This is a genomic window from Pseudomonas sp. MF5691 (assembly GCF_016405645.1).
Classification (GTDB): domain Bacteria; phylum Pseudomonadota; class Gammaproteobacteria; order Pseudomonadales; family Pseudomonadaceae; genus Aquipseudomonas; species Aquipseudomonas shahriarae.
Genome location: NZ_JAEKDC010000001.1, coordinates 374,059 through 399,768, shown reverse-complemented (window position 1 = coordinate 399,768; position 25,710 = coordinate 374,059). Strand labels below are relative to the sequence as shown.

Here is a 25,710-nt window from a genome sequence, read left to right as displayed (position 1 = left end):
GTTTCTACCTCAGTTTCAGGGTGGCAAGGCCAACCAGCACAAGAATCACGGTGATGATCCAGAAACGGACGATCACCCGTGGCTCCGGCCAGCCCTTGAGTTCAAAGTGGTGATGAATCGGCGCCATGCGAAACACGCGGCGACCGGTCAACTTGAAAGATGCAACCTGGATCACCACCGACAGGGTCTCCATCACGAACACGCCGCCCATGATGAACAGGACGATTTCCTGGCGCACGATCACGGCAATGGTGCCCAGGGCAGCGCCCAGCGCCAGGGCGCCGACGTCGCCCATGAACACTTGGGCCGGATAGGTGTTGAACCACAGGAAGCCCAGTCCGGCACCGATCAGCGCGCCGCAGAACACAATCAATTCACCCGCGCCCGGTACATACGGGATCAGCAGGTATTCAGCGAATTTCACGTTACCCGACAGGTAGCAGAAGATGCCCAGGGCGCCGCCCACCATCACCGTCGGCATGATCGCCAGGCCGTCGAGGCCATCGGTCAGGTTGACCGCGTTGCTGGAGCCGACGATCACGAAATAGGTCAACACCACGAAGCCAATGCCCAACGGGATGCTGGCATCCTTGAGCATCGGGAAAATCAGGGTGGTTTCCACCGCGCTCGGCGCAGTCATATAAAGAAAGATCGCCGCGCCCAGGCCGAACACCGATTGCCAGAAATACTTCCAGCGGCTTGGCAGCCCCCTGGAGTTCTTCTCGATTACCTTGCGGTAGTCATCGACCCAGCCGATGGCGCCGAACAGCAGGGTCACCAGCAACACCACCCAGACATAGCGGTTGGCCAGGTCGGCCCAGAGCAAGGTGCTGATGCCGATGGACGACAGGATCAACGCGCCGCCCATGGTCGGTGTGCCGGACTTGGACAAGTGCGACTGCGGGCCGTCATTGCGCACGGACTGGCCGATCTGCAGGTTTTGCAGAGTACGGATCATCCATGGCCCCAGAAACAGCGACAAACACAGCGCGGTCAGCACACCCAGGATCCCGCGCAGGGTCAGGTACTGAAAGACCGCGAAGCCTTTGTGGAACTGTTGCAGATACTCAGCCAGCAGCAGCAGCATTAATGTTTCTCCGTACTTGAGCCACACAAGGCCGCGACGACGTTTTCCATCACCGCGCTGCGCGATCCCTTGATCAAAATGGTTGTGTGTTTGTCTTGTTCGGCTACGCCCAGCGCCTGGATCAACTCGGCCTGGCTCGCGAAGTGCCGCGCGCCCAAACCAAACGCGGCGACGGCGTGGGCCATGTTCGGGCCGACGGCGTAGAAGGCGTCGACCTTGCCACTGGCGTAGGCACCCACTTCGCGGTGGGACTGTTCGGCCCAGTCGCCCAGCTCGGCGATATCACCCAGCACCAGCACCTTGCGACCGTCAAAGCCTTTGAGCAGGTCAATGGCCGCGCAGATCGAGGACTGGTTGGCGTTGTAAGTGTCATCAATCACGCGCATGCCGTTGCTCGCCAGTTGCGCCACGGTGCGCCCCTTGACCGGTTGCACTGCGCCCAGGCCGGTAGCAATGCCGAACAGCGACACGCCCAGGGCGTAGGCAGCGGCGGCGGCGGCCAGGGCGTTGGCAACGTTGTGGTTGCCCAGCAGGTTCAATTGCACGTGCTCATCACCTTGCGGGCTGTGCAGGGTGAAGGCCGGGCAGCCACGGGCATCGAGCGTGATGTTCGAGGCATGGAAGTCCGCCGCGGCGTTGTGCACGGCGAAGCTCAAGACCTTGCGCCCGGCGGCACGTACACGCCAGGTTTCGAAGGCCTTGTCATCGAGGTTCAGGACTGCGGTACCGGAAGCGTCCAGTCCCTCAAGGATTTCACCCTTGGCCTGGACGATCTTCTCGGGGCCACCAAACTCGCCAACGTGGGCAGTGCCCGCGTTGTTGATAATGGCGACGTGCGGCCGGGTCATGGCTACGGTGTAGGCAATTTCGCCAATGCGCGACGCGCCCAGCTCGATCACGGCGGCGGTATGTTCCGGCGCCAGTTCAAGCAGGGTCAGCGGTGCGCCGAAATCGTTGTTCAGGTTGCCACGGGTCGCCAGCACCGGCCCGCGCGTGCGCAGGATACCGGCAAGCAGTTCCTTGACCGTGGTTTTGCCACTGGAGCCGGTGATCGCCGCCACCGGATTAGTGAACGCCGCGCGGTTCAACGCGCCCAATTGACCCAGGGCCAGACGGGTGTCGGCCACCAGCAACTGCGGCAGTGTCGCGTCAGTGACTTCACGCTGCACCAAGGCACCGACCGCGCCTTTGGCGGCCACCTCATTCAAATAGTCATGCCCGTCGAAGCGCGGGCCGGCCAGGGCGACAAACAGTTGCCCCGGCTTGATGTTGCGACTGTCGATACTGACGCCGTCGAAGCTGCAATCGCTCGACAACACACGGGCCGACAAGGCCTGGGTCAGTTCGCTGAACTGCATGGCCTTAAGCATGGGCCACCTCCCACGCGGTCAAGGCGCGATCGGCCTCGACCAGATCGGAGAAGGCATGGCGTTCGCCGTTGATTTCCTGGTAGTCCTCATGGCCTTTACCGGCCAGGACCACCACATCGTCAGCGCTGGCGCTGGCGATCAATTGGGCAATGGCCGCGCCGCGACCGGCGACGAAGCTCACCCGAGAGGCGTCTTGGAAGCCTGCGCGGATATCATCGAAAATCTGGCTTGGCGCTTCGCTGCGCGGGTTGTCGTCAGTCACCAGCACACCATCGGCCAGGCGCTCGACGATCTCGGCCATCAGCGGGCGTTTGCCGCGATCGCGGTCGCCGCCGCAGCCGAACAGGCACAGCAACTTGCCCTTGGCGTGAGGGCGCAGGGCTTCGAGAACTTTTTCCAGGGCATCCGGGGTGTGGGCATAATCGACCACCACCAGCGGCTGCGTCCCGCCCCCCAGGCGCTGCATACGCCCGGCCGGGCCTTCAAGCTTGGGCAATACACGCAGGATTTCGTCCAGGGCGTAATCCAGGCCCAGCAAGGCGCCGATGGCCGCGAGGACGTTGCTCAGGTTAAAGCGACCGAGCAAGGCACTGCGCAAGTGGTGCTCGCCCTGGGGCGTGACCAGCGTCGCGAGTACACCTTCATCATTGAACTGGGCTTCGCGGCAATACAGGTAGGCGCTGGAGTCTTCCAGGCTGTAGCTGATCAGGCGCGCTTCGCTTTTTTCTGCGGCCAGTTGGCGCCCGAATGCATCATCGAGGTTCACGACGCGGCACTTCAGATCGGTCCAGCCGAACAGCTTGGCCTTGGCGGCGGCGTACGCCTCCATGCTGCCGTGGTAGTCCAGGTGGTCGCGGGACAGGTTGGTCATCACTGCCACGTCGAACGCCAGGGCGGTGACCCGGCCCTGGTCCAGGCCATGGGACGACACTTCCATGGCCACGGCCTTGGCCCCGGCCTTTTTCAAGTCGGCCAGGGTCGCCTGCACGGCAATCGGGTTCGGTGTGGTATGCAGTCCGCTTTGCAGCGCGCCATAGAAACCGGTGCCCAGGGTGCCAACGATGCCGCAGTGCTGGCCCAGCAGATCCAGCGCCTGGGCCACCAACTGGGTGACACTGGTCTTGCCGTTGGTGCCGGTGACGCCAATCAGGTTGAGCTGGCGGCTCGGGTCGCCATAAAAACGCCCGGCGATATCCGACAACTGCGCCGCCAGGCCCTTGACCGGAATCAACGGCACATCGGTAATCGGTAATACAGTGGCGCCTTCGACTTCGTAGGCCACCGCCGCCGCGCCGCGCTGCAGGGCGTCGGCGATATGGGCACGACCATCGAACTTGCCGCCCGGCACAGCCAGGAACAGGTCGCCAGCACGTACGTTACGGCTGTCCAGACTCAGTTCGCGAATCAACAGATCGCGGCCAGCGTGGGCGAAAATCTTGTTCAGGCTAAGAGACATCAGCCGCGCCCTCCATTGGCTTTTACAGCAGCGACCGGTGGTCCGGCGTTGGCTTGTTGGGTCGGCGGCAGGTTGTCCGGCGTGATGTTCATCAAACGCAGGGTGCCGGACATGACTTTGCTGAATACGGGGGCCGAGACCAGGCCACCGAAGTAGCCGGCTTTGCTCGGCTCATCAATGACCACGACGATGGCGTAACGCGGATCGCTCATCGGGCCGAAGCCAGCGAACAGCGAGCGGTAGGAGTTTTCGGCATAGCCCTTGGTGCCCACCGACGTCTTCCGTGCGGTACCGGACTTGCCGGCCACGTGATAGGCCGGGACCTGGGCACGGAACACGCCGCGTGGCGCCTCGATCACTTGTTGCAGCATGGTCTGCATGGTCTTGGCGACGTTTTCCGGGATGACCTGTTCGGATTTCGGCGCTTCGTCCAGGTGGATCAGGCTCAACGGCGTCATGCGGCCATTGTTGGCCAGCACGGAAAAGGCGTGGGCCAGCTGGATCGCGGTCACCGACAGGCCATAGCCATAGGACAAGGTCGCGGTCTCGGCCTTGCGCCACTCACGGTAGTTGGGCAGGTTGCCGACGCGCTCGCCCGGGAAGTCCAGGCCGGTAGGCTGGCCCAGGCCGATCCTCTGCGCCAGGTGGTAGATGTTTTCGCCGCCGATATCAAAGGCGATTTTACTCATGCCGACGTTACTGGAGTTGATCAGGATGCCGGTCAGGTCCAGCACCGGGCCTTCGCTGCGGGACACGTCGCGAATGGTGTATTTGCCCAACTGCAGGGTGCCCGGATAGACCTCGACCTTGTCGGTCGGCTTCCAGCGCCCGGATTCCAGGGCCGCACTCATGGAGATGGCTTTCATGGTCGAACCCGGCTCGAACACGTCGATCATCGCGCGATTGCGCATCATCGCCGGTTGCAGGTTGCGACGGTTGTTCGGGTTGTAGGTCGGCTGGTTGACCATGGCGAGGATCTCGCCGGTCTTCACGTCCATGATCACCAGGCTGCCGGCCTTGGCGCCGTTATCGATGATCGCATTGCGCAGCTCGCGGTTGGCCAGGTACTGCAGGCGCAAGTCAATCGACAACGCCAAGGGCTTACCGGCCTTGGCGTTTTTGGTGACCTGGACATCCTTGATCAGTCTGCCGCGCCGATCCTTGATGACCTGCCGCTTGCCGGGAACCCCGGCCAGCCACTCGTCGTAGGCCAGCTCCACCCCTTCGCGGCCATGGTCATCAATGTCGGTGAAGCCGACCATGTGGGCAGTGGTCTCGCCGGCCGGGTAGAAACGCCGAAATTCCTCGATGCCGTAGACACCGGGGATTTTCAGGTCGAGCACGCCTTGACCCTGTTCCGGGGTCAGGCCGCGAACCAGATAGATGAATTCTTTGCTGGCCTGGGCTTCAAGACGCTCTTTAAGGGCCTTGGGATCCTGGCCGAGGGCGTGGGCCAGCTCGGTCCATTTGTCCTTGAACCCTTGCAGTTCCTTGGCGTTGGCCCACAGCGTAGTCACCGGTGTACTGACAGCCAGGGGTTCACCGTTACGGTCGGTGATCAGCCCGCGGTGCGCAGGAATCGGGATATGACGCAGGCTGCGGGCATCGCCCTGGCCGATCAGGAAGTCGCGATCCACCACTTGCAGGTCGACGATGCGCCAGACAATCGCACCCACCATCAACGCGAGCAAGCCCAGCACGACGCGGAAGCGCCACGGGTAGAGTGCGCCTTCGAGTTTCATCATGGCGCCACCATGCGGACTTCCGCCGCGCCAGGAATGTGCATCTTCAGCTGTTCGGAGGCCAGCACTTCGATGCGGCTATGGGCCGTCCAGGTGCTTTGTTCAAGAATCAACCGGCCCCACTCCGCCTGGGCCTTGTCGCGCACACTCAATTCGCCGTACAGGCTATTGAGCAGCTGACGGTTCCAGTGGGCGCTGTAGGACACCGCAATTGCAGACACCAGTACGCCGACGTACAGCAGCATCATAAAGAAGCTGCCGCCCGGCAGGGGCTTGGCGAAAAGCTTGCTCACCGCAACTTCTCCGCAACACGCATGACGGCGCTGCGAGCACGTGGGTTGGCCTTGAGTTCGGCTTCGGAAGCGAACTGCGCTTTGCCATGGATTTTGATTTTCGGCACAAAGGCTTCGAAACGTACCGGCAGGTTGCGCGGCAGGTTGTCGGTTTCGCCCTTGACCAGACGACGCATGAACAGTTTGACGATGCGGTCTTCCAGGGAGTGGAAGCTGATCACCACCAGACGACCGCCCACTTCCAGGGACTCCAGGGCAGCCTCGAGGCCAGCCTCCAGGTCGCCCAGTTCGTTGTTGACGTGAATGCGCAGGCCCTGGAATGCACGGGTCGCAGGGTTCTTGCCCTTCTCCCATGCCGGGTTGGCGACTTTCAGCACTTCGGCCAGGTCGGCGGTGCGTTCGAACGGCTGGATTTCCCGGCGCTCTACCACGGCACGGGCCATGCGGCCGGCGAAACGCTCTTCGCCGTATTCCTTGAATACGCGGGTGATTTCTTCGTGGGGCGCGGTGGCGATGAACTGCGCGGCGCTGATGCCACGGCTCGGGTCCATGCGCATGTCCAGCGGACCATCATTCATGAAACTGAAACCGCGCTCAGGGTCGTCCAACTGCGGCGACGACACGCCCAGGTCCAGCAAAACCCCGGCCACATTGCCCGCCATGCCCCGCTCGGCGACTTCCGCGCCCAACTCGGCAAAGCTGCGCTGCACAACGACAAAGCGGCCGTCTTCGGCCGCTAGCGCTTGCCCGGTGGCAATCGCCTGGGGATCCTTGTCGAACCCGAGGAGTTTGCCCTCCGGGCCAAGCTGGCGGAGGATCAACCGGCTATGCCCGCCGCGCCCGAACGTGCCATCCAGATAGCAGCCATCAGGGCGCACGGCGAGAGCCTCGACGGCTTCGTCAAGCAGCACGGTGATGTGGTTAAAGCCGCTATCAATAGTCACAGGATCAAATCACGCAGTTCATCAGGCATGGCGCCCGGTTGTTGAATAGCAGCCAGGTCAGCTGCAGACACAGCATCCCAGGCATCTTCGTCCCACAATTGGAACTTGTTCAGTTGGCCTACCAGCATCGCGCGCTTATCCAGCTTGGCGTATTCGCGCAGACGCGGTGGAACCAGGAAACGACCACTGCCATCGAGTTCGAGGTCGACGGCATTACCAATCAGCAGGCGTTGCAAACGGCGGTTTTCTTCACGCAACGAAGGCAGAGCGCGCAACTTGGTTTCAATCAACTCCCACTCATCGAGGGGGTAAACACACAAACAAGGGTCAACGGCATCAATCGTGATGATTAACTGCCCGGAACTTCGCGAAATGAGCTCGTCACGATACCGGCTCGGCATGGCGAGACGGCCTTTTGCATCGAGACTGATAGCGTTAGCTCCGCGAAACACAGGTGCGTTTCTCCAAATTTTAGCGTTTTACGTTCAAAAAACCCACTTTGTGCCACTTTCCGCCACTTGCGCACACTATAGGAATGCGCCTACCACACCGTCAAGGCGCGGATTAAAGGAAAAGCCTTACAGAACGGAGATTTAGGAGCGTAAAAGGAGGAGAAACGAGAGTTCGACGATGTTTTTGACTCAACAAACGCAAATAGCTCAAAGAGCTAGAGCTTGAACTTAAAGTAATTTATTAAGAGTAAGATTTTTTCGGTATTACGAAGACGCATCTGCCAATGATTTGGCAGGGAGGGATTCTTGCGCTACTACCTGGTTTCTGCCCGAGACTCGTGCAGAGGGAAAAAGGTGGAGAGTCGATCTATAAGCCGGGTTCTGTCTTGAACAGTCATTCGTCTACGATGGCCATCACTGGACATCTTTAGCAACCTACCCGGTTCCAGCGCGGGCCACGCCTTGGAACCCTATTTGGTCTTGCTCCAAGTGGGGTTTACCTAGCCACGAACTGTTGCCAGTCGCGCGGTGCGCTCTTACCGCACCTTTTCACCCTTACCGGCACCGAAGTGCTTAGGCGGTTATTTTCTGTGGCACTTTCCGTAGGCTCACGCCCCCCAGGCATTACCTGGCACTTCGCCCTATGGAGCCCGGACTTTCCTCCCCCCCCTAATTTTCATAGAGGGCAGCGACTGTCCAATCGACTCTCCGCCGCGAAGGTTAACGGCACGGCGGCCTTAGAACAAGTATTAAAAGACAGCATTGCCATCATGTTCCGACGCCGTGCAGGTTAAACCCTGGAACTATTCGCTCTTTTGCTTATCAAGCGCGGCCTGATACAGCACGTTCTTGCGCACACCGGTGATTTCTGCGGCCAGGGCTGCGGCGCGCTTGAGTGGCATTTCCTTGAGCAGCAGGTCCAGCACGCGCATGGCTTCACTGCCCACGGCATCTTCAGTCTCTGGCGCGGCCCAGCCCGCGACCAGCACGACGCATTCGCCACGCTGCTGATTGCTGTCACCCTCGACAAACGCGCGCAGCTCTTCCAGCGGCAGGCCCTTGAGGGTTTCAAAAGTCTTGGTCAGCTCCCGTGCCAGCAAGGCCAGGCGTTCGCCACCGAAGACCAGCTCCATATCTTGCAGGCACTCGAGGATACGGTGCGGCGCCTCGTAGAAGATCAGGGTGCGCGGCTCTTCCTTTAACAGTTCCAGACGCGCCCGGCGCCCCACGGCCTTGGCCGGCAGGAAACCTTCGAAGATAAAGCGGTCGGACGGCAAGCCCGCGGCTGACAAGGCGGCAATCAACGCACACGCCCCGGGAACCGGGACTATATTGATGCCCGCCGCCCGGGCCTGACGGACCAGGTGGTAACCAGGGTCGGAGATCAATGGCGTACCGGCATCGGAAATCAACGCCACGTCATCGCCCGCGAGCAGGCGGGTAATAAAGCGACTGCCCTCGTCACGCTCATTATGCTCATGGCAGGCCGCCAGGGGCGTGGTGATGCCAAAGTGCTGCATCAGGCGCAGCGAGTGCCGGGTGTCTTCCGCCGCAATCAACTTGGCTTCGCGCAACACTTTCAGCGCCCGTGCGCTGATGTCGTCCAGGTTGCCAATGGGCGTCGCCACCACAAAAAGCGAGCCAGCAGTGGAATTCAAAGGACCTGGAGCAGTCAAAGCGCACACCTCAAAGATTGGCAAAAGCCATATTGTAGCGCGTAGACGTCAAGAAAATGCGCCAACGGGGTCGTGTCCATCGGGTCTGTTTGCTGCGGTTACTGACGCCCTGCAACATTTAAACGATCTAAATAGACGGTTTCACGCCAGTAACATCGCGCCCGGGCCAGTGCTTGGGTACAATTCCACGCTAATTTGATCGGTATCAGGAACACTTACATGATCGCTTGCCTGCGGCTGTTCTCCGCCCTTTGCCTGGCTGCCCTGTTGGCGGCTTGCGCAAGCTCGCCCTCGTCAAGCCTTGGCGAACTCCCACGGACCCCGGATGCCACCATCGAGCAACTGCTCGAACAGGCGACTTCGGCCAAGACTCCAGAAAAAGCTGCACTGCTGCGCCTGAGCGCAGCGGACATGGCCTTCCACCAGAACAATCCTGGGCGCTCCGCGCAGATCCTCGCGCAAGTGCCGCTGGACAGCCTCAAGCCGGCCGCCCAGGTCTTCGCCAGCACCTTGACTGCAGAACTGGCCATGGGCCGCAACCAGCCCAAGGCTGCGTTGACCGCGCTGAGCCATCCGAGCCTGCAAAACCTCAAGGAGTTGCCGCCGGAACAACAGATCCGCACTGGCAGCGTGCATGCCCGCGCCTATGAAGCCGACGGCCAGACCCTGGCCGCCGCCCGCGAACGCGTGGCCATGGCCCCGTTGCTGACGGGCGATGCTGCCGCCAGCAACCACGAAGCCATCTGGAGCCTGATTGCCGCCGTACCTGGCGAGCAGTTGCAGGCCAGCGGCAATCCGGTCCTCGACGGCTGGATCAGCCTGGCCCAGGCCGTGAAGAACGCCGGCACCCTGGAGCAGCAGCAAGCCGCCATCGACACCTGGCGCGTGCAGAACCCTGCGCACCCGGCGGCGGTGCAACTGCCGACGCCGCTGACCAAGCTCAAGGAACTGGCCAGCCAGCCGCTGAATAAAATCGCCCTGCTCTTACCGCAGCAAGGCCCGCTGGCCAGCGTGGCCAGGGCCCTGCGCGAAGGTTTCATGGCCGCGCACTACCAAGCGCAACAGGCCGGGCAGAAGCCACCTGTCATCGAGTTCTATGACAGCTCGCGCGTCAGCTCCATCGATGAGTTCTACAAAAAGGCCCAGGCTGATGGCGTGCAACTGGTGATCGGCCCGCTGGAGAAGCCGCTGGTCAAGCAACTCAGCGCCCGCCCGCAACTGCCCATCACCACCCTGGCCCTGAACTACAGCGAGGGCGACCAAGCCCCTGCGCAACTGTTCCAGTTCGGCCTGGCTGCCGAGGACGAAGCCCGTGAAGTGTCGCGCCGTGCCCGCGCCGATGGCCTGCACCGCGCAGCGGCCATGGTGCCAAAAGGCGAGTGGGGCGACCGTGTGCTCAAGGCCTTCCGCCAGGACTGGGAAGCCAACGGCGGCACCCTGATCGGTGTCGAACATGTCGACCAGCCTGTGGCCCTCGCCCAGCAGATCGCCGACCTGTTCAAGCTGCGCCAGAGCGAAGGCCGCGCCAAGAGTCTGCAAAGCACAGTCGGCACTGACATCGCGGCACAGCCATCGCGTCGCCAGGATATCGAGTTCATCTTCCTCGCCGTGACACCGCAACAGGCCCAACAGATCAAGCCGACGCTGAACTTCCAATACGCGGGCGATGTGCCGGTATATGCCACTTCCCACGTGTTCAGTGCCAGTGGCGACAAGAACCAGTACAACGACATGAACGGCATTATGTTCTGCGAAACGCCGTGGCTGCTCAACACCACCGACCCGCTGCGCAATCAGGTTGCTACACAATGGCCACAAGCCAATGGCAGCCTGGGCCGCCTCTATGCGATGGGTGTGGACGCCTACCGCCTGGCGCCACGCCTGGGTCAACTCAAGGCGCTGCCCGACACCCGCATCGACGGCCATTCCGGCAACCTGGGCATGAGCCCGAGCCAACGGATCGAACGCCAGATGCCGTGGGCCAAGTTTGTCAGTGGCCAGATCGAACGCTTGCCCGATACCCCGCGCTGATGCCCCCACGCTCCAGCGCAAAAACCGGCAAGGATGCCGAACAACAAGCACTTGAACACTTGCAGCGACAAGGTCTGCGCCTGCTGGCGCAGAACTGGTTGTGTAAACGCGGCGAGCTTGATCTGGTCATGCTTGACGGCGATACAGTAGTATTTGTCGAAGTCCGCTACAGAAAATACGCACAATGGGGTGGTGCGCTCGCCAGTATCGACGAGCGCAAACGTCAAAAGCTGATACTCGCCGCGCAGTTTTTCCTGCTCAGTGAACGTCGCTGGGCCGACTCCCCCTGCCGTTTCGATGTGGTTGCCATAGAAAGCAGCCCCCACGGAACCGCTGGTCTGAACTGGCTGCGCAACGCCTTCGACGGCTGAGCGCCACCGGCACAGATCGGACATCTTCACCGCACACTTTTGCTCTTTGCTTTGCGGGCTGCACATTCGTGTGCCATACAGCCGCGCTACTTAAGGTCACACAGATGGACATGCAATCCCGAATTCGCCAGCTTTTCCAGGCCAGTATCGATACCAAGCAACAGGCGATGGACGTACTTGCACCGCACATCGAGCAAGCCAGCCAGGTCATGGTCAACGCCCTGCTCAACGAAGGCAAAATGCTTTCGTGCGGCAACGGCGGTTCGGCCGGCGACGCCCAGCACTTCTCCTCCGAGCTACTCAACCGCTTTGAGCGCGAGCGGCCGAGCCTGCCGGCTATCGCCTTGACTACCGATTCGTCGACGATTACCTCGATCGCCAACGACTACAGCTACAACGAAATCTTTTCCAAACAAATCCGTGCCCTCGGCCAACCGGGCGATGTGCTGCTGGCGATTTCCACCAGCGGCAACTCGGCAAACATTATTCAAGCGATCCAGGCCGCACATGATCGCGAAATGATTGTCGTAGCATTGACCGGGCGCGACGGTGGCGGCATGGCCTCACTGCTGCTGCCCGAAGACGTGGAGATCCGCGTCCCGGCCCATGTCACTGCACGTATTCAGGAAGTCCATCTGCTGACGATCCACTGCCTGTGCGATCTGATCGACAGCCAACTGTTCGGGAGTGAAGAATGACCGTTAACCGCCTCAGCCTTATGGCCATCACGCTGTGCCTCGCTATCAGCGGCTGCACCTCGGCCATCACCGCGACCCGCGACTCCCCTATCCAGGACGACCGCGGCACGCGCACCTTTGGCAGCAAGATCGATGACTCGCTGATCGAGACCAAGGTCGGCGTCAACGTCGCCAAGGCCGCCACCGACCTGGGTAACGGCGCATCGCGCATCGTCGTGACCAGCTTCAACGGCATCGTGCTGCTCGCCGGGCAAACCCCGCGCGCCGACCTCAAGACCCAGGCCGAGCAAGCTGCTTCGACCGTGCAACGGGTCAAGAAAGTCCATAACGAATTGCAGGTCGCACAACCCATCACCCTGCTGGCAATCAGCAATGATGCTGTGCTGACCACCAAGATCAAGGCGCAGATGCTCACCGACAGCGCGATCCCCGGCTCGCGGATCAAGGTGGTGACTGACAACGGCATCGTCTACCTGATGGGCCTGCTGACCCAGCAGGAAGCCACCCGCGCCACCAACCTGGTCCAGGGTGTGTCCGGGGTACAGAAAATTGTGAAGCTGTTCGAATACATCGACTGATGTAATCGCCAGCCAATAAAAAGGGCGCCGTGCATTGACTGCACGGCGCCCTTTTTATTGGCTGGCGGTTACTGGTACTGCTGGTACGGATTGCCCTGGAACTGGTTGTTCTGCTGCTGTTGCTGCGCAGGCTGGCCGTACTGCTGACCCGGGATCGGGCCGAGGTTGACCTCGACACGACGGTTCTGCGCACGACCATTGACATCAGCGTTGCTGGCAATCGGGTTATCCGGGCCGGCACCACGGGTGGTCAGGTTGGTCGGGCTCACACCTTGGGTGGTCAGGTAGTTGGCCACGCTTTGCGCACGCCGTTGGGACAGGTCCATGTTGAGCTGGCGGCTGCCGGTGCTGTCGGTATAGCCGACAATCTGGATGGTGTTCTGGTTGAACTGCTTGAGCGACCCGGCCAGGTTGTTCAAGGGGGTGTAGAAGCTGCTGGCGATAGCATCGGAGTTGGTGGCAAACGTGATGTTACCCGGCATGATCAATTTGATCTGGTCACCCTGGCGCTGCACCTCGACGCCGGTGTTGGCCATGCTTTCCCGCAGTTTCTTTTCCTGCTGGTCAGCGTAATAGCCGTAACCGGCAGCGCCGATACCGGCCACGGCGGCGCCGATCAGCGCGCCCTTGCCACGGTTGTTGTGGTCAATGGCTGCACCGGCCAAGGCACCCGCCAGCGCGCCGAGGCCGCCGTACTTGGCGGTTTTGCTCATGCCTTGTGAACCGTTGTCCGCCTGTCCCTGGCTGCCATCGTAAGGGTTAGGGGAAGCACAGCCCGACAATAGGGCTACCGCGGTAGCAACAACAAGCAGACGACGCGAAGTGAACATGAGGGAAGCTCCTACTTTTGCATTCTGTGATGCAGAGGACATTGGCAATGGACCTGTGCCGAGTTTGGAACGCGACAAACGGCAAAAATTCCGTGCTCCGCCGCGCACCTGTGACAAAAGATAAACACCGGCACGCTCACCTAAACCCTAGCAGAGCCTTGCCCTGTCAGGCCCTGACAAACACCCTTATATCAATTACATCACCATACATCGAGATTCAGATCTCAAGAGCAAGGCTCTCATAACGGCGTACAACGCGTACCCCCCCTCATGCCTGGCGCGCCACAGCACGCGATCAGTGGTTTTGAAGCGGCGGCACTTCTCGAAATGAGCTAACAGTTGCCTGAGCACGCTCACAAGCATCACGTAGCACCAACGCTCATAGATTTCCTAGGTGGGACTGATCCATAAAGACTCCTCCCCGACCGCTCTACTGATACCAGAGCGCAGGGCATACCGGTCGTAACGGTAGGCCCGCGCGTAAGCCGGATGGGCGGAGATCACATTCAATCCTGCCGCAGACAGACGCCGAGACTTCAGGTGTCTGAATGGCTGGTCACGCTCCAGAAGCTCAAGCTTTTGTTGCAACGCGGTCAGATACCCAATCCGTCGCTCCAAGCGTGGCGTCAATGGCGAGCGAGTTTCACTAACACGGGTCTTGCTCGCCACTGTCGCTAGAGCACTGCTGACCTTCCGGCACCGGACAGTATTAGCCCCTTGGCTTGGTGCATACAGGCGTAATGATAGAACGAGCATGAAATACAGCGCCTACTTCCCCCAGTCAGTTCGAAGTCTGCTGCAGCGACCATTGATACCCGTATAGCGGCGGGCGGAACATGTCAAAAACTGTAAAAAAATTTGATTATGACATACTGGCATCACTTAGACTAAACCACTGGCGATTCGATTTCTTTGTCAGGATTAACGCGCAACGATCCCCTGCCTTGAATTGCACCACTAACACGTAATCCACTTGAACATAAGATATTAATCAAAGGTTGGCAGGTGCGGAACTGCAATTGGTTTCTCTTCACTGATCCAAGCATCAAATCCGCCCATGATCGACTTGACATACAGATAGCCCATATTTTTCATTGACGCGGCCGCTAGTGCGGCACGGCCACTTGTCTTGCAATAAACTACAACTTTAAGCTCTCGAGAACTGAGGGCACTGTCGTTAGTAAGTTTAAATTCCAGCATGCCGCGCGAAGCATGTATCGCGCCTGAAATGTGTCCAGCAGCATACTCGTCCGCTTCGCGCACATCGATAAGCACATCTGCATCCTGGATAGCCTGCTCTGCGTCCTTGATGGAGACCTCTTCAATCAGTGCTTTTGCCTCAGTTACTAGGTCATGGGCAGTTTTTATCATGATATTTTTAAAAGTCCAATTAAGTGAGGTGATTACTTCTGTTTGGTGAGTCAGCATTGGAAAACCATCTGGGCATAGATACGCACCATCAGAAAGTTCAGACTGAAGAACATCTATCAAACTGCTCTCACAAGCAGCAGGTAAAACCAATTAAAAACATTGCGATTGTGCGGATGCTGAAAGTAGACGCAACGTTCAGACGGGTGCCGCAATACCTGCACTTTGCCCATCAGTATTAATCATATGATCGGCCATTTCGGAAAACATACGTTGTAGCTTGCTATTTAGCGCTATGTCATTCACCTGTTCATCAATTGCCTGACGCATGCACAGCATCCATTCGTCGCGCTCAACAATACTGACTGCAAAGGGCGCATGTCGCATGCGCAGACGCGGGTGGCCGCGCTCCAGTTGGAACAGCGGCGGGCCGCCAAACCAGCCGCTGAGGAACTTAAATAGACTGTCAGCACTGTCGGCGAGGCTCAATGGATGCATCAGGCGCACCACTCTCGCTTCAGATAGCGTATCCATCAGCTCGTAAAAGCGGTTGACGAGTTTACGGACGCCTGATTCCCCCCCTAACTGGAGATAAGTACTAGCGCCTTCTTTATATTGGTCACTCAATAGCTCAGTCATATCGTCGGTCCTCAATGTAGAAACTTTGCCCAACCAGCAAGCGCAAGTGCCGCAAAGCAGGTCCAGCCTGAGAAAAGCCAACGCCAGACGAGCATCCGCGGGACAAAACCCACACCTCTCACGAAGGCCACACTCATGGCCGCAAACAACGCAGTAGCCAGCACATGGTCAGCTTTCCCATCGGGGGCTGCCATCATGGGGGGATACAGCGTACATGCGAGCATGATCGCCACAGCGATAAGCAAACTCAGCAAATTAATTTGTGAGGATGGTGGAGCGTTAGCAACACGCGGCATCATGTCCGCGTCTCCTCATTGTCACTCAAGGCTCGGCCGCCCTCGTTCTCGCCCCACATCGCATTCAATATAGCCAGTAGCAATGCAAAACCGACTCCCAGCATCCAGGCGAAATACCACATAGTCTTTACTCCTTTGCTGGCACTAATAGGCTGAATGTTCGTTGGCTTTGATGTGTGCGACGGTGACCTTGCCCCGCATAACGCGATACGCCCACGAGGTGTAAATCACGATCAGTGGCATGAAGATCAACGTGGCCCAGAACATGATGGCTAGGCTTAAATGACTGGAGACGCTGTCCCACACGGTGAGACTTGCCGCAGGTACTGTTGATGACGGCATGATGAATGGAAACATCGACACACCCGCCGTGCTGATGACTGCGATCACCGCAAGCGATGAGGCAACAAACGCCGAGAGTGTGCGACGCATCATCAGCAATATGGCGGCACCTCCTGCGCCAACCAATCCCAGTACGGGCAACAGCCACAACAACGGATAATGACCATAGTTAGCCATCCAGGCGCCCGCTTCGCGCACCACGGACTTGTTAAGAATATCGGGCAATCCGGCGGTATCAACCAACGATGTAATGCGATAACCGTCGATCCATTGCAGCCAGATGCCGGCCGCTATAAACGAGCACGACAATACGATTGCCGCAGCCACTCCACCTTTGATCGCCCTGGCCTGGATGACACCTTCAGTGCGATGTGCCAGATAGGTACCGCCCTGCAAGGTAATCATTGCGCTACTCACAACCCCGGTCAGCAGCGCAAAGGGATTGAGCAGTTGCCAAAAACTGCCGGTGTACGTCGATACCAGAAGGTCGTTGAAATGAAACGGCACCCCTTGCAACAGGTTGCCGAACGCGATCCCGAACACCAGGGGCGGCACCGCGCCTCCGACAAAAAGGCCCCAATCCCAAGTGCTGCGCCAAGTGGAGTTTTGAATCTTGCTGCGATAGTCAAAACCCACCGGGCGGAAGAATAGCGCCCACAGGACCATGATCATCGCCCAATAGAACCCGCTGAATGCAGTGGCATACACCACTGGCCACGCCGCGAACAGGGCGCCGCCGGCAGTGATGAACCACACCTGATTGCCATCCCAGTGCGGCCCTACGGTGTTGATAACCACGCGTCGTTCCAGGTCGTTGCGGCCGACAAAAGGCAGGAGTGTGCCAACCCCCATGTCGTGGCCGTCCATGATGGCGAAACCGATCAGCAGTACGCCAACCAGCGCCCACCAGATAATTTTCAGGGTGAAGTAATCAAGCATGGTGGAGTTCCTTCAAATGGGCGTCGTGGGCATAACGACCTGTACCGAGGCTGCCGGGACCTTGACGGGCAAACTTGACCATCAGGAACATTTCAACCACCAGCAGCACGGTGTAGAACACGATGAATCCCGCCAGCGAGCCATAGAGGTTGTTGACGCTGAGGGTAGACACACTCATGTGGGTAGGCAGCACGCCATAGATGGTCCATGGCTGACGACCATATTCGGCGACGAACCAGCCCAACTCGCAGGCAACCCATGGCGCAGGCAGCATGTAAAGAGCCCAACGCAGTAACCAGCGGCTGCGCGTGCAGGTCGACTTCAACGTGCTCCAGAAGGCAAGCCCGAAGAGCATCAACATCGCAAAACCAAGCCCCACCATGATCCGGAACGCCCAGAACATGGGGGTTACGCGCGGGACGGTATCGTTCACTGCTTTGTCGATAATGTCCGGCGTGGCCTGGTTGACGTCCTCGACGTATTTTTTGAGCAGCAGACCAAAGCCCAGGTCCGCCTTATAAGCTTCGAAGGTTTCGAATGCCGCTTTATCGGTGCGGTCGGCTCGCAGCGCTTCCAGCGCATTGACGGCGGTAATGCCGCGGAGAATTCGAGCGCGGTTTTTTTCTTTAATGTCATGTATGCCTGGGATTTGCTTGCTGGCCGAGCGAGTGCCGATCAAGCCCATCACCCATGGAATATCAACCTCCCAGTTGTTCCTGGACTCGGCTTCATTGATGCTGGCGACCAGGGTCAAACTCGCAGGTGCCGGTTTGGTGTCCCACATGGCCTCCATGGCCGCCAGTTTGGTTTGCTGCGCCTCACCTACCGTGTAACCCGACTCATCCCCCAGCACGATCACGCTCAACACGGATGCCAGACCGAAGGCGGCCGCCACCCGGAAGCTGCGCTTGGCAAACTCGACATCACGATTCTTGAGCAAATACCAACTTGAAATCGACAGCACAAACATCGAGCCGGTGACATAGCCGGCAGAGACCGTGTGTACAAACTTGGCCTGGGCAACCGGGTTGAACACCACTGCCCAGAAATCAACCATCTCCATGCGCATGGTGATGTAGCTGAACTCCGAGCCCACCGGATTCTGCATCCATCCATTGGCGATCAAAATCCATAGCGCAGAGAGGTTTGTACCAATGGCCATCAGCAACGTGACCAGTAAGTGGTGCTCTTTTTTCAGGCGATCCCAGCCAAAAAAGAACAGGCCGATCATGGTCGATTCAAGGAAGAACGCCATCAAACCCTCGATGGCCAGCGGGGCACCGAAGATGTCGCCGACGTAGTGCGAGTAATACGCCCAGTTGGTGCCGAACTGAAATTCCAGGGTGATACCCGTAGTCACCCCGAGGGCGAAGTTGATGCCGAACAGCTTGCCCCAGAAGCGCGTCATGTCTTTCCAGATGACATTACCGGTCATCACATAAACGCTTTCCATGATGACCAGCAGCCACACCATGCCAACCGTGAGCGGTACAAAAAGAAAGTGGTAAAGCGCAGTGGCTGCAAACTGCAGCCGAGACAAATCCACCAGTTGTTCTGAAATCACTTGCTTGCCCCTTGAGTCGAGGTGGGTACACCGAACCTGTCGCCAATAGTGTTCGAGTCGACGCTGACGTGCGAATCCCGGATGAACAGCCACCACAGCACTGTCAGCACCAGTAGCTTGATCAGTACTGCTGTGAGCAGATGGCGTCGTAGTCGTTTGTCGGAAATGGTCATGACTATGCAGTTAGCACACGGCATGCCAAGGGGATCTTTTTTATTTTTATTGTTTAATAACAGTATGTTAGAAGTGAGTCCGTCAAGGCAGAGGATGCCGTGGCAGGTTAATACGCTGCCAATCTGCCAGAGTGGCAGTCATTGGCAGTCATGCGGTGTGAGCGCTAGCGACTACGCCAACCCTTGCTCTTTCAGTCGCCTATACAACGTACGCTCGCTAATCCCCATTTGCTTGGCCAACTCACTGCGGGAACCTTTAAAAGTCGCGAGTGCTTGTACCAGCGTGCTGCCGCCTAAAGGGGTGGACGTCGAGGACTGAGGAGGTATCACGACGCTGGGCAGGGGTAAATGTATGGAGCGGATCACTCCATCGTCAGCGAACAGACTGGCTCTTTCTAGAACATTGCGTAACTCACGGATATTGCCGGGCCAGGGAAGGCGCTGCAATTGTGTCAGAGCATCGGCATCTATCGTCAGCCGGCGCTTGCCTGTACCGGCACGTTGTAGAAATGAATTCACAAGCAAGCCAATATCTTCAACTCGGTTACGCAAGGGGGGTAACTGAATTGGAAAGGCGCTGATGCGGTAGTACAGGTCCTGCCTGAACTCACCTCTCTCCATCATTTTTTCCAGTGGTTTATGGGTCGCAGCAATTAACCTGAAGTTGGCGTGAAGGGTCTCGACACTGCCGACACGGCGATAGGTGCCCGATTCGATCAGGCGCAACAGTTTCACCTGCATTGCCAGCGGAACATCGCCAATCTCATCAAGAAACAACGTGCCGCCCTGGGCCGTTTCGACCAAACCAGGTTTACGCGTGGAGGCACCGGTGAATGCTCCTTTTTCATGGCCGAACAGCTCGCTCTCAAACAACGTTTCGGTCAATCCTGAGCAATCTACGACTACAAAGGGTCCAGTGGCCCGCTCGCTGGTTTCATGCACCGCGCGAGCGAACAACTCTTTGCCCGTACCGGACTCGCCTAACAGCAGTACCGGCAGCATTGATGGTGCGACCCGCTGCAGCTCAGACAGGGCGAGGTTAAAGGCTGGTGAACAGCCCACCAGCCCTTCGTTACTGGGGCGCGCTGAGGCGCTTCGGACCAGTGTGAGACGCTCAACATACGCGGTAATTATTCCGTGCTCGTCTAGGATCGGACGCAATTCGACGTCGACATGCTCGGGACCGCGAGGCGTGTGGTGAATGTGCAAAACACGATCCGGCCCGCGCATTTCCTGCGCCTTTTTCATCGGACAATTCTCACCCGCCTGATCACAAGGGACATCGTAATGGTGTGAGACTTGATAACACTTATGACCGATAAAGGGTTTGTCAGCGCTGCCAAACTGCCGCTGATAGGCAGTGTTGGCGGCCAGGATGTTGTACTCCGGATCGAGCACGATCATCGGCTGGGGTTCGTGCTCAAGAAACGAAACAAGCGACTGCACTTGATCCGGGTGTGGGAGTGAGTTGTCCGGGGCGGGCAGGATGGTCTTCATGGTGGCTCCTGAGAATCCACCATCCTGTTGTGGCACTGCCAGCTCTGTCAACAGGCACTGCCAATGGCAGCGAATTTCAGGGTCTTATAAAAAAACAAATCCCTAAAAAAAATATAAATCTATTGAAATCAACAAGATAAAAACCATTTTTCGCACACAACAACCTTGGCAGGCTTATTGCTATGTCAGTCCTTAGTGTGAGCGGCTCGATAAAAGCCCCCCTAAGGAGACAGGTCATGAGCGTAAAACTTCACGTCGAAGGATTCTTCGATTCTGCCACCAATACCGTCAGCTACCTTGTGCTGGATGAAGCGACCAACCACTGCGCTTTAGTAGACAGCGTACTTGACTACGACCCTAAATCCGGCCACACCGCCACAACGTCTGCCGACAAATTGATTGCGAGGGTGAACGAACTCAATGCGAAGGTCGACTGGATTCTTGAGACTCACGTCCACGCAGACCACCTGACGGCCGCGCCATACCTGAAGGAAAAGCTCGGTGGAAAAATAGGGATCGGCAGCCAGATTTCGACGGTGCAAGAGGTATTCGGCACTCTGTTCAATACAGGTCGTGATATGGCCCGCGATGGAAGCCAGTTCGATCACCTGTTCGTCAATGACGAGCTGTTCGCCATCGGCACGCTGCAATGCCACGCGCTCCATACACCGGGCCATACACCAGCCTGTATGACTTATGTGATCAGCGATGGGACCCAAAAGGCTGCATTCGTCGGCGATACCTTGTTTATGCCGGACTACGGTACTGCACGCTGTGATTTTCCCGGTGGTGATGCGCGTACGCTGTTCCAATCAATCAACAAGGTACTGAGTCTGCCGGCCAATACCTTGCTGTACATGTGCCACGACTACCAGCCAGATGGCCGCGAGGTGCAGTTCGTCAGTACTGTTGCAGACCAACGCACGCAAAACGTCCACGTGCGTAATGGGATCAGTGAGGAAGAGTTCGTGGCGATGCGCACAAAGCGTGACGCATTGATGGACATGCCAACGCTGATCCTGCCATCGGTTCAGGTCAACATGCGAGCCGGGCATTTGCCTGAGCCTGAAGCGAACGGGACGCGCTACCTGAAAATCCCACTCAACGTCGCCTGACGTTGCCTCCCCTGAAAAACCTATAAGAAAAATACCCATAACGGAGACCTTTATGGACATTCGTTGCCTTGTGCCTGGACTGTCAGTATCAGAACAAATTTTCCCCAACCAATTGGCGGAACTGAAAGAAGCTGGTTTTCGCGCCATTGTGTGTAACCGTCCCGATGGCGAAGGCGGCGATCAACCGTTGTTTGCCGAAATCAAACGAGCCGCCCAGGCGATCGGTATTGAGGCGCACTACCTTCCTGCTGAATCAGGCAAAGTCACCGACGAGCAAGGTATTGCCTTTGGCAAGCTCCTTGAAACGCTTCCAAAGCCCGTGTTGGCCTATTGCCGTTCCGGCATGCGCTCGACAACGATGTGGGCACTGTCACAAGCCGGCCAACAATCCCTGCCACACATCGTCGATACTGCCAAAAAAGCCGGGTTCGATATGAAAGGCGTCATTCGCCGAATTGCGAATCAGGGGCGCACACCGGTCGAAGTTTCTGAGGCGGAGCATTCCGTGGTCATCATCGGTGGCGGTGCGGCGGGTATCGCGACTGCATCCAGCTTGCTGGCACGAGAGCCTGGACTAGACATTGCCATCATCGACCCGGCAGATGTGCACTACTACCAACCAGGCTGGACGCTTGTCGGCTGTGGTGTCTTCAATGCACCCCAAACTGCCCACACGATGGGCACAACCATCCCGCGAGGCGTGCACTGGATCAAGTCGGCGGTCGCCGCATTCGAACCAGAGAGAAATGCCGTCATTCTTGATGGATGCCGAGTCGTCAAATACGAGCAGCTGATTGTATGCCCTGGCCTGAAGCTTAACTGGCATGCCATCGAGGGGTTGTCGGACACGCTAGGCCGCAACGGTGTGACTTCAAACTACCTGTATCACCTTGCCCCTTACACGTGGGAACTGGTGCAGCAACTGCGTGGTGGGCGAGCCATTTTCACTCAACCACCCATGCCGATCAAATGTGCCGGGGCACCGCAAAAGGCAATGTACCTCTCCGCCGATCATTGGAAACGTACCGGTGTATTGGACAACATCGAGATCGAGTTTTGCAGCGCTGGCGCGGTGCTGTTCGGAGTTCCCGACTATGTGCCCGCACTGATGTCATACATCAAGGCTTATGGTGTCGACCTGAATTTCGGCAACACACTCACCAGCGTGAATGGGCCCGCACGGACTGCAACGTTCAACTGCGTCGATTCGGATGGCAGCTCCCATCTTGTTGCGCGCGACTTCGATCTACTTCATGTGGTGCCACCGCAGATTGCGCCGGACTTCATCCGGGTCAGCCCTCTCGTTGACACGGCTGGCTGGATTGATGTCGACCCTGCCACTTTGCGCCATAAAACCTGGGTCAATATTCACGCGCTGGGAGACGCGGCCAACTCCAGCAACGCCAAAACCGCCGCAGCAGCACGCAAGCAAGCGCCAGTCGTTGCCCATAATGTGCTGGCTGCAATGGGTAAAGCGAAAGGCAGCGCCCATTACGACGGTTACGGCTCCTGCCCGCTGACGGTTGAACGCGGCAAGATCGTACTGGCTGAGTTCACCTATGGTGGCAAGGTCGCCCCCAGCTTCCCATCCTGGCTAATCGACGGCACCCGGCCATCGAGGCTGGCATGGCTGCTCAAGGAACGGATTCTTCCACCGCTGTATTGGAAGGGAATGCTCAAGGGCCATGAGTGGATGGCGAAACCTGAGTTGGCCGACCTATGAAACCAGACCTGAAAGCAAGGAGACTGAGATGATCGTGATCCTACTGCTCGGGCTTACTGTTGGGGTCATTCTGGCGCTGACCGGCGCTGGCGGAGGAATACTGGCTGTTCCCTTGCTGGTGTTTGGAGTGGGGTTGAGCATGGCCGAAGCTGGGCCAATCGGTTTACTGGCTGTCGGTTTAGCCGCGACTCTGGGTGCCGTGATGGGACTCAAAAACGGCACCGTCCGCTATAAAGCAGCGCTTTTGATCGCAGGTGCGGGGATCGTCTGTTCTCCGCTTGGCCTTTGGCTGGCGCAGCGCATGCCGAACCGTCCGTTGACGATCATCTTTGCCTTTGTCTTGATGTACGTAGCGTTCCGGGTGTTTCAACGCTCATTGCCTTCTTCCGCGGAATCAAAGACACCGGCCATGAACAAACAACCGCCTTGTCTGTTGGACGCAAATCGCGGAAAGCTGAACTGGACTGCACCCTGTGCATGGGCGCTCACCGTTTCTGGGATTGTCGCGGGCGGGCTTTCCGGCTTGCTCGGCGTGGGCGGTGGCTTCGTGATGGTGCCGGCGCTCCAGCGATACACCAATTTGACAGCGCAGTCCGTGCTCGCAACGTCTCTAGCCGTTATTGCACTGGTTTCAATTTCCGGCGTTGCTGCAAGCTCGGCAGTTGGGCACTTACAGTGGGCAGTTGCCATTCCGTTTTCCATTGGCGCATTAGCCGGCATGATCTGCGGGCGCTTGGTCGCTGCCAAGCTGTCGGGGCCAAACTTACAAAAAGGGTTTGCCATTGTATCTGCAGTGGTTGCAGTGGCCTTGCTGGTAAAAGCTATTCAGTAGATCAGGGCGGAGGACTTATCCGCCTGTTGACGGCTGCCCTGGAAGCCTTCAGCCAATCCATGACTGCCAGATCCGGCCGCGATGGTTCTTCTGCTGGTATTTATCTCGGCCACCCCACTGATCCACTTCCTGGTCCGCTGCTGCAGAGCTGGATTGAACCTACCGTCAAATGAACGAAGGATTGGACTCATGAACGACAGCACTCGTGTGAATTTGCGTTTGGAGCAACAACATGACTATCGCTGCACGCTGCACTTCGAAGAAGGTGCGCCGACTCTGACCGTGGATGAGCCACCCCCACTGGGTGAAGCTGTTGGTCCCAGCCCGGTGGAACTGCTGCTCGGTGCGGTTGCTAACTGTCTGACTAACAGTCTGCTGTTCGCCCTGCGTAAGTACAAGCAGGATGCCGAGCCGCTTTCATGCAAGGCCACTGCTGAGGTCGGACGCAATGCTGAAAATCGCCTACGGGTACTCCATATAGACATTGAACTGCAGTTAGGAAAATCAGCTGCCAAGCTGGAGCACTTACCGCGCATCCTTGGCCAATTCGAAAGTTTTTGCACCGTTACACAAAGCGTGGCCCAAGGCATCCCAGTCCAATTACGAGTCATAGACTCCGAAGGGCTGGTACTAAAAGGTGATCTGCATGCTTCCACTGAACCCGCTTCGACAGGGGCGTGAAAACTTGCAGCGGATAGGTAAAACATTGTGGCTTAGAGTGCCCGATTGGTATTGGAGTTGGTGACGTTCTATCGCATCAGCAGTCCAGCAGCATCGGCAGCCATCCAAACCCTGTATCAACAATTTTGTGCCGGAGAAGCTTCATGAATGTCGACTGGCTCAACTTCACTCCCTGGTCATCCCTTGCAGGCGGTGCATTGATTGGCTTGGCGGCCAGTCTATTCGTCGTCGCCAACGGGCGTATCGCAGGCATCAGCGGTCTGATCGGCAGTTTTTTACAGCGTGGGAGCGAGGGGGTGAGTGAGAAAGCACTTTTTCTCCTGGGCCTGCTCATCGCGCCTCTTCTATGGGGCTTGTTCGCCACGCTGCCGCAGATTGAGTTCCAAAGTGGCTGGTTCGAATTGATCGTCGCCGGTGTATTGGTGGGCATCGGCACACGATATGGTTCAGGTTGCACCAGTGGCCATGGGGTGTGCGGCATATCGCGCCTTTCGCCGCGATCGATGGTTGCCACTGCGTGCTTCATGTTCAGTGGTTTCGCCACAGTGTTTGTCTTGCGTCATCTGCTGGGGGGTTGGACATGACCAAACTGAGTGCATTCATTGCGGGTCTGCTGTTCGGCTTGGGTCTGCTTCTGGCAGGCATGGCCAATCCGAGCAAAGTACTCGCTTTCCTCGATTTAACCGGTGCCTGGGATCCTTCCTTGGCGTTGGTCATGGTCGGGGCGATCGGCATAGCCGTTGGCCCGCTAACCTGGGCGCGACAGCAATCAAGTTCTCTGCTGGGAAGGCCAATGCAGCTACCGATCAAACGTGAGTTGGACCCGCGCTTGATTGGCGGGAGCCTGTTGTTCGGCATCGGCTGGGGAATAGCAGGCATCTGTCCTGGCCCCGCCGTGGCAATTCTGCTGACAGGAAGCTGGCAAGTGATTGTGTTCATGTTGGCCATGCTGGCCGGCATGTTGTTGTTTACTGCGCTGGAGACCCGGCGCAGCCATTGATCGGGAGATCGCC

The 25,710-nt window shown here is 58.2% G+C and carries 27 protein-coding genes and 1 other RNA gene; 10 read left to right on the top strand and 18 right to left on the bottom strand.

Annotation, left to right across the window (positions count from 1 at the left end):
* Positions 1-4: 4 nt before the first annotated feature.
* The 9 genes from mraY to rsmI all read right to left on the bottom strand — a co-directional run bounded on the left by mraY (position 5) and on the right by rsmI (position 9,020).
* Positions 5-1,087 carry a phospho-N-acetylmuramoyl-pentapeptide-transferase gene (mraY, locus tag JFT44_RS01940; RefSeq protein ID WP_057958502.1) on the bottom strand — a complete coding sequence of 361 codons (1,083 nt, stop codon included), beginning with the start codon at positions 1,085-1,087 and terminating at the stop codon, positions 5-7.
* Positions 1,087-2,457 (bottom strand): UDP-N-acetylmuramoyl-tripeptide--D-alanyl-D-alanine ligase, encoded by a 1,371-nt coding sequence (gene murF, locus JFT44_RS01935; RefSeq protein WP_120734128.1) that lies wholly within the window; start codon positions 2,455-2,457, stop codon positions 1,087-1,089. The genes mraY and murF overlap by 1 nt, the downstream gene beginning before the upstream one ends.
* The gene (locus JFT44_RS01930) at positions 2,450-3,913 is read right to left on the bottom strand and encodes a UDP-N-acetylmuramoyl-L-alanyl-D-glutamate--2,6-diaminopimelate ligase (protein ID WP_057438177.1); all 1,464 of its coding nucleotides are present in this window, start codon (positions 3,911-3,913) and stop codon (positions 2,450-2,452) included. Before JFT44_RS01930 ends, murF begins: the two co-directional genes overlap by 8 nt.
* Positions 3,913-5,655, bottom strand: a complete 1,743-nt coding sequence (locus tag JFT44_RS01925; RefSeq protein ID WP_198830329.1) for a penicillin-binding protein 2 — start codon at positions 5,653-5,655, stop codon at positions 3,913-3,915. Before JFT44_RS01925 ends, JFT44_RS01930 begins: the two co-directional genes overlap by 1 nt.
* Positions 5,655-5,948 carry a cell division protein FtsL gene (gene ftsL, locus JFT44_RS01920; RefSeq protein WP_057438173.1) on the bottom strand — a complete coding sequence of 98 codons (294 nt, stop codon included), beginning with the start codon at positions 5,946-5,948 and terminating at the stop codon, positions 5,655-5,657. Before ftsL ends, JFT44_RS01925 begins: the two co-directional genes overlap by 1 nt.
* Positions 5,945-6,892, bottom strand: a complete 948-nt coding sequence (gene rsmH / locus JFT44_RS01915; protein WP_374066890.1) for a 16S rRNA (cytosine(1402)-N(4))-methyltransferase RsmH — start codon at positions 6,890-6,892, stop codon at positions 5,945-5,947. Before rsmH ends, ftsL begins: the two co-directional genes overlap by 4 nt.
* Positions 6,889-7,344, bottom strand: coding sequence for a division/cell wall cluster transcriptional repressor MraZ (gene mraZ, locus JFT44_RS01910; protein ID WP_003171868.1), 456 nt, complete (start codon positions 7,342-7,344; stop codon positions 6,889-6,891). The genes rsmH and mraZ overlap by 4 nt, the downstream gene beginning before the upstream one ends.
* A 354-nt stretch (positions 7,345-7,698) precedes the next feature.
* Positions 7,699-8,052, bottom strand: an RNA gene (rnpB, locus tag JFT44_RS01905) — RNase P RNA component class A.
* 95 nt (positions 8,053-8,147) lie between these two features.
* Positions 8,148-9,020, bottom strand: a complete 873-nt coding sequence (rsmI, locus tag JFT44_RS01900) for a 16S rRNA (cytidine(1402)-2'-O)-methyltransferase (protein ID WP_057958498.1) — start codon at positions 9,018-9,020, stop codon at positions 8,148-8,150.
* A 219-nt stretch (positions 9,021-9,239) separates the two neighbouring features.
* Here rsmI and JFT44_RS01895 point away from each other — a divergent pair, with 219 nt between their 5' ends.
* From JFT44_RS01895 to JFT44_RS01880, 4 genes are all read left to right on the top strand, one after another.
* A complete protein-coding gene (locus JFT44_RS01895) occupies positions 9,240-11,051 on the top strand; it encodes a penicillin-binding protein activator (protein ID WP_057958497.1) in 1,812 nt (603 codons plus the stop codon).
* Positions 11,051-11,422, top strand: a complete 372-nt coding sequence (locus JFT44_RS01890; protein WP_081044186.1) for a YraN family protein — start codon at positions 11,051-11,053, stop codon at positions 11,420-11,422. Before JFT44_RS01895 ends, JFT44_RS01890 begins: the two co-directional genes overlap by 1 nt.
* A 104-nt stretch (positions 11,423-11,526) precedes the next feature.
* Complete coding sequence (locus JFT44_RS01885) at positions 11,527-12,120, top strand: phosphoheptose isomerase (protein ID WP_057438165.1); 594 nt, start codon at positions 11,527-11,529, stop codon at positions 12,118-12,120.
* A complete protein-coding gene (locus tag JFT44_RS01880) occupies positions 12,117-12,698 on the top strand; it encodes a BON domain-containing protein (protein WP_057958495.1) in 582 nt (193 codons plus the stop codon). The genes JFT44_RS01885 and JFT44_RS01880 overlap by 4 nt, the downstream gene beginning before the upstream one ends.
* A 68-nt stretch (positions 12,699-12,766) precedes the next feature.
* On the opposite strand, the gene JFT44_RS01875 is transcribed toward JFT44_RS01880, so the two are convergent.
* The 9 genes from JFT44_RS01875 to JFT44_RS01840 form a co-directional block, all read right to left on the bottom strand.
* Entirely contained in the window at positions 12,767-13,528 is a 762-nt protein-coding gene (locus JFT44_RS01875) for an OmpA family protein (RefSeq protein WP_198830302.1), read from the bottom strand.
* Positions 13,529-14,515: 987 nt separating this feature from the next.
* Positions 14,516-14,896 (bottom strand): rhodanese-like domain-containing protein, encoded by a 381-nt coding sequence (locus JFT44_RS01870; protein WP_057958592.1) that lies wholly within the window; start codon positions 14,894-14,896, stop codon positions 14,516-14,518.
* 198 nt (positions 14,897-15,094) lie between these two features.
* Positions 15,095-15,535, bottom strand: coding sequence for a group II truncated hemoglobin (locus JFT44_RS01865; protein ID WP_057958494.1), 441 nt, complete (start codon positions 15,533-15,535; stop codon positions 15,095-15,097).
* 11 nt (positions 15,536-15,546) lie between these two features.
* Positions 15,547-15,834: a cyd operon YbgE family protein gene (locus JFT44_RS01860; protein ID WP_057958493.1), complete on the bottom strand. Its 288-nt coding sequence runs from the start codon at positions 15,832-15,834 to the stop codon at positions 15,547-15,549.
* On the bottom strand, positions 15,831-15,953 hold the full coding sequence (gene cydX, locus JFT44_RS01855; RefSeq protein ID WP_081044185.1) for a cytochrome bd-I oxidase subunit CydX: 123 nt from the start codon (positions 15,951-15,953) through the stop codon (positions 15,831-15,833). The genes JFT44_RS01860 and cydX overlap by 4 nt, the downstream gene beginning before the upstream one ends.
* A 22-nt stretch (positions 15,954-15,975) precedes the next feature.
* Positions 15,976-17,112, bottom strand: a complete 1,137-nt coding sequence (gene cydB, locus JFT44_RS01850) for a cytochrome d ubiquinol oxidase subunit II (RefSeq protein WP_057958492.1) — start codon at positions 17,110-17,112, stop codon at positions 15,976-15,978.
* Positions 17,105-18,676, bottom strand: a complete 1,572-nt coding sequence (locus tag JFT44_RS01845) for a cytochrome ubiquinol oxidase subunit I (RefSeq protein WP_186625280.1) — start codon at positions 18,674-18,676, stop codon at positions 17,105-17,107. Before JFT44_RS01845 ends, cydB begins: the two co-directional genes overlap by 8 nt.
* Positions 18,673-18,849: a cytochrome oxidase putative small subunit CydP gene (gene cydP, locus JFT44_RS29030; RefSeq protein WP_198044921.1), complete on the bottom strand. Its 177-nt coding sequence runs from the start codon at positions 18,847-18,849 to the stop codon at positions 18,673-18,675. Before cydP ends, JFT44_RS01845 begins: the two co-directional genes overlap by 4 nt.
* Positions 18,850-19,020: 171 nt before the next feature.
* Entirely contained in the window at positions 19,021-20,346 is a 1,326-nt protein-coding gene (locus JFT44_RS01840) for a sigma-54-dependent Fis family transcriptional regulator (protein ID WP_057958489.1), read from the bottom strand.
* A 236-nt stretch (positions 20,347-20,582) separates the two neighbouring features.
* Between JFT44_RS01840 and JFT44_RS01835 the strand changes: the two genes are divergently transcribed.
* The 6 genes from JFT44_RS01835 to JFT44_RS01810 all read left to right on the top strand — a co-directional run bounded on the left by JFT44_RS01835 (position 20,583) and on the right by JFT44_RS01810 (position 25,697).
* Positions 20,583-21,461, top strand: a complete 879-nt coding sequence (locus JFT44_RS01835; protein WP_198830301.1) for an MBL fold metallo-hydrolase — start codon at positions 20,583-20,585, stop codon at positions 21,459-21,461.
* A gap of 52 nt (positions 21,462-21,513) precedes the next feature.
* Positions 21,514-23,184, top strand: a complete 1,671-nt coding sequence (locus JFT44_RS01830) for a bifunctional protein tyrosine phosphatase family protein/NAD(P)/FAD-dependent oxidoreductase (RefSeq protein ID WP_057958487.1) — start codon at positions 21,514-21,516, stop codon at positions 23,182-23,184.
* Between the two features lie 28 nt (positions 23,185-23,212).
* Entirely contained in the window at positions 23,213-24,016 is an 804-nt protein-coding gene (locus tag JFT44_RS01825) for a sulfite exporter TauE/SafE family protein (RefSeq protein ID WP_198830300.1), read from the top strand.
* A 189-nt stretch (positions 24,017-24,205) separates the two neighbouring features.
* A complete protein-coding gene (locus JFT44_RS01820; protein WP_057958485.1) occupies positions 24,206-24,697 on the top strand; it encodes an OsmC family protein in 492 nt (163 codons plus the stop codon).
* A gap of 143 nt (positions 24,698-24,840) precedes the next feature.
* On the top strand, positions 24,841-25,281 hold the full coding sequence (locus tag JFT44_RS01815; RefSeq protein WP_057958484.1) for a YeeE/YedE family protein: 441 nt from the start codon (positions 24,841-24,843) through the stop codon (positions 25,279-25,281).
* Positions 25,278-25,697: a DUF6691 family protein gene (locus JFT44_RS01810; protein ID WP_057958483.1), complete on the top strand. Its 420-nt coding sequence runs from the start codon at positions 25,278-25,280 to the stop codon at positions 25,695-25,697. The genes JFT44_RS01815 and JFT44_RS01810 overlap by 4 nt, the downstream gene beginning before the upstream one ends.
* Positions 25,698-25,710 lie beyond the last annotated feature (13 nt).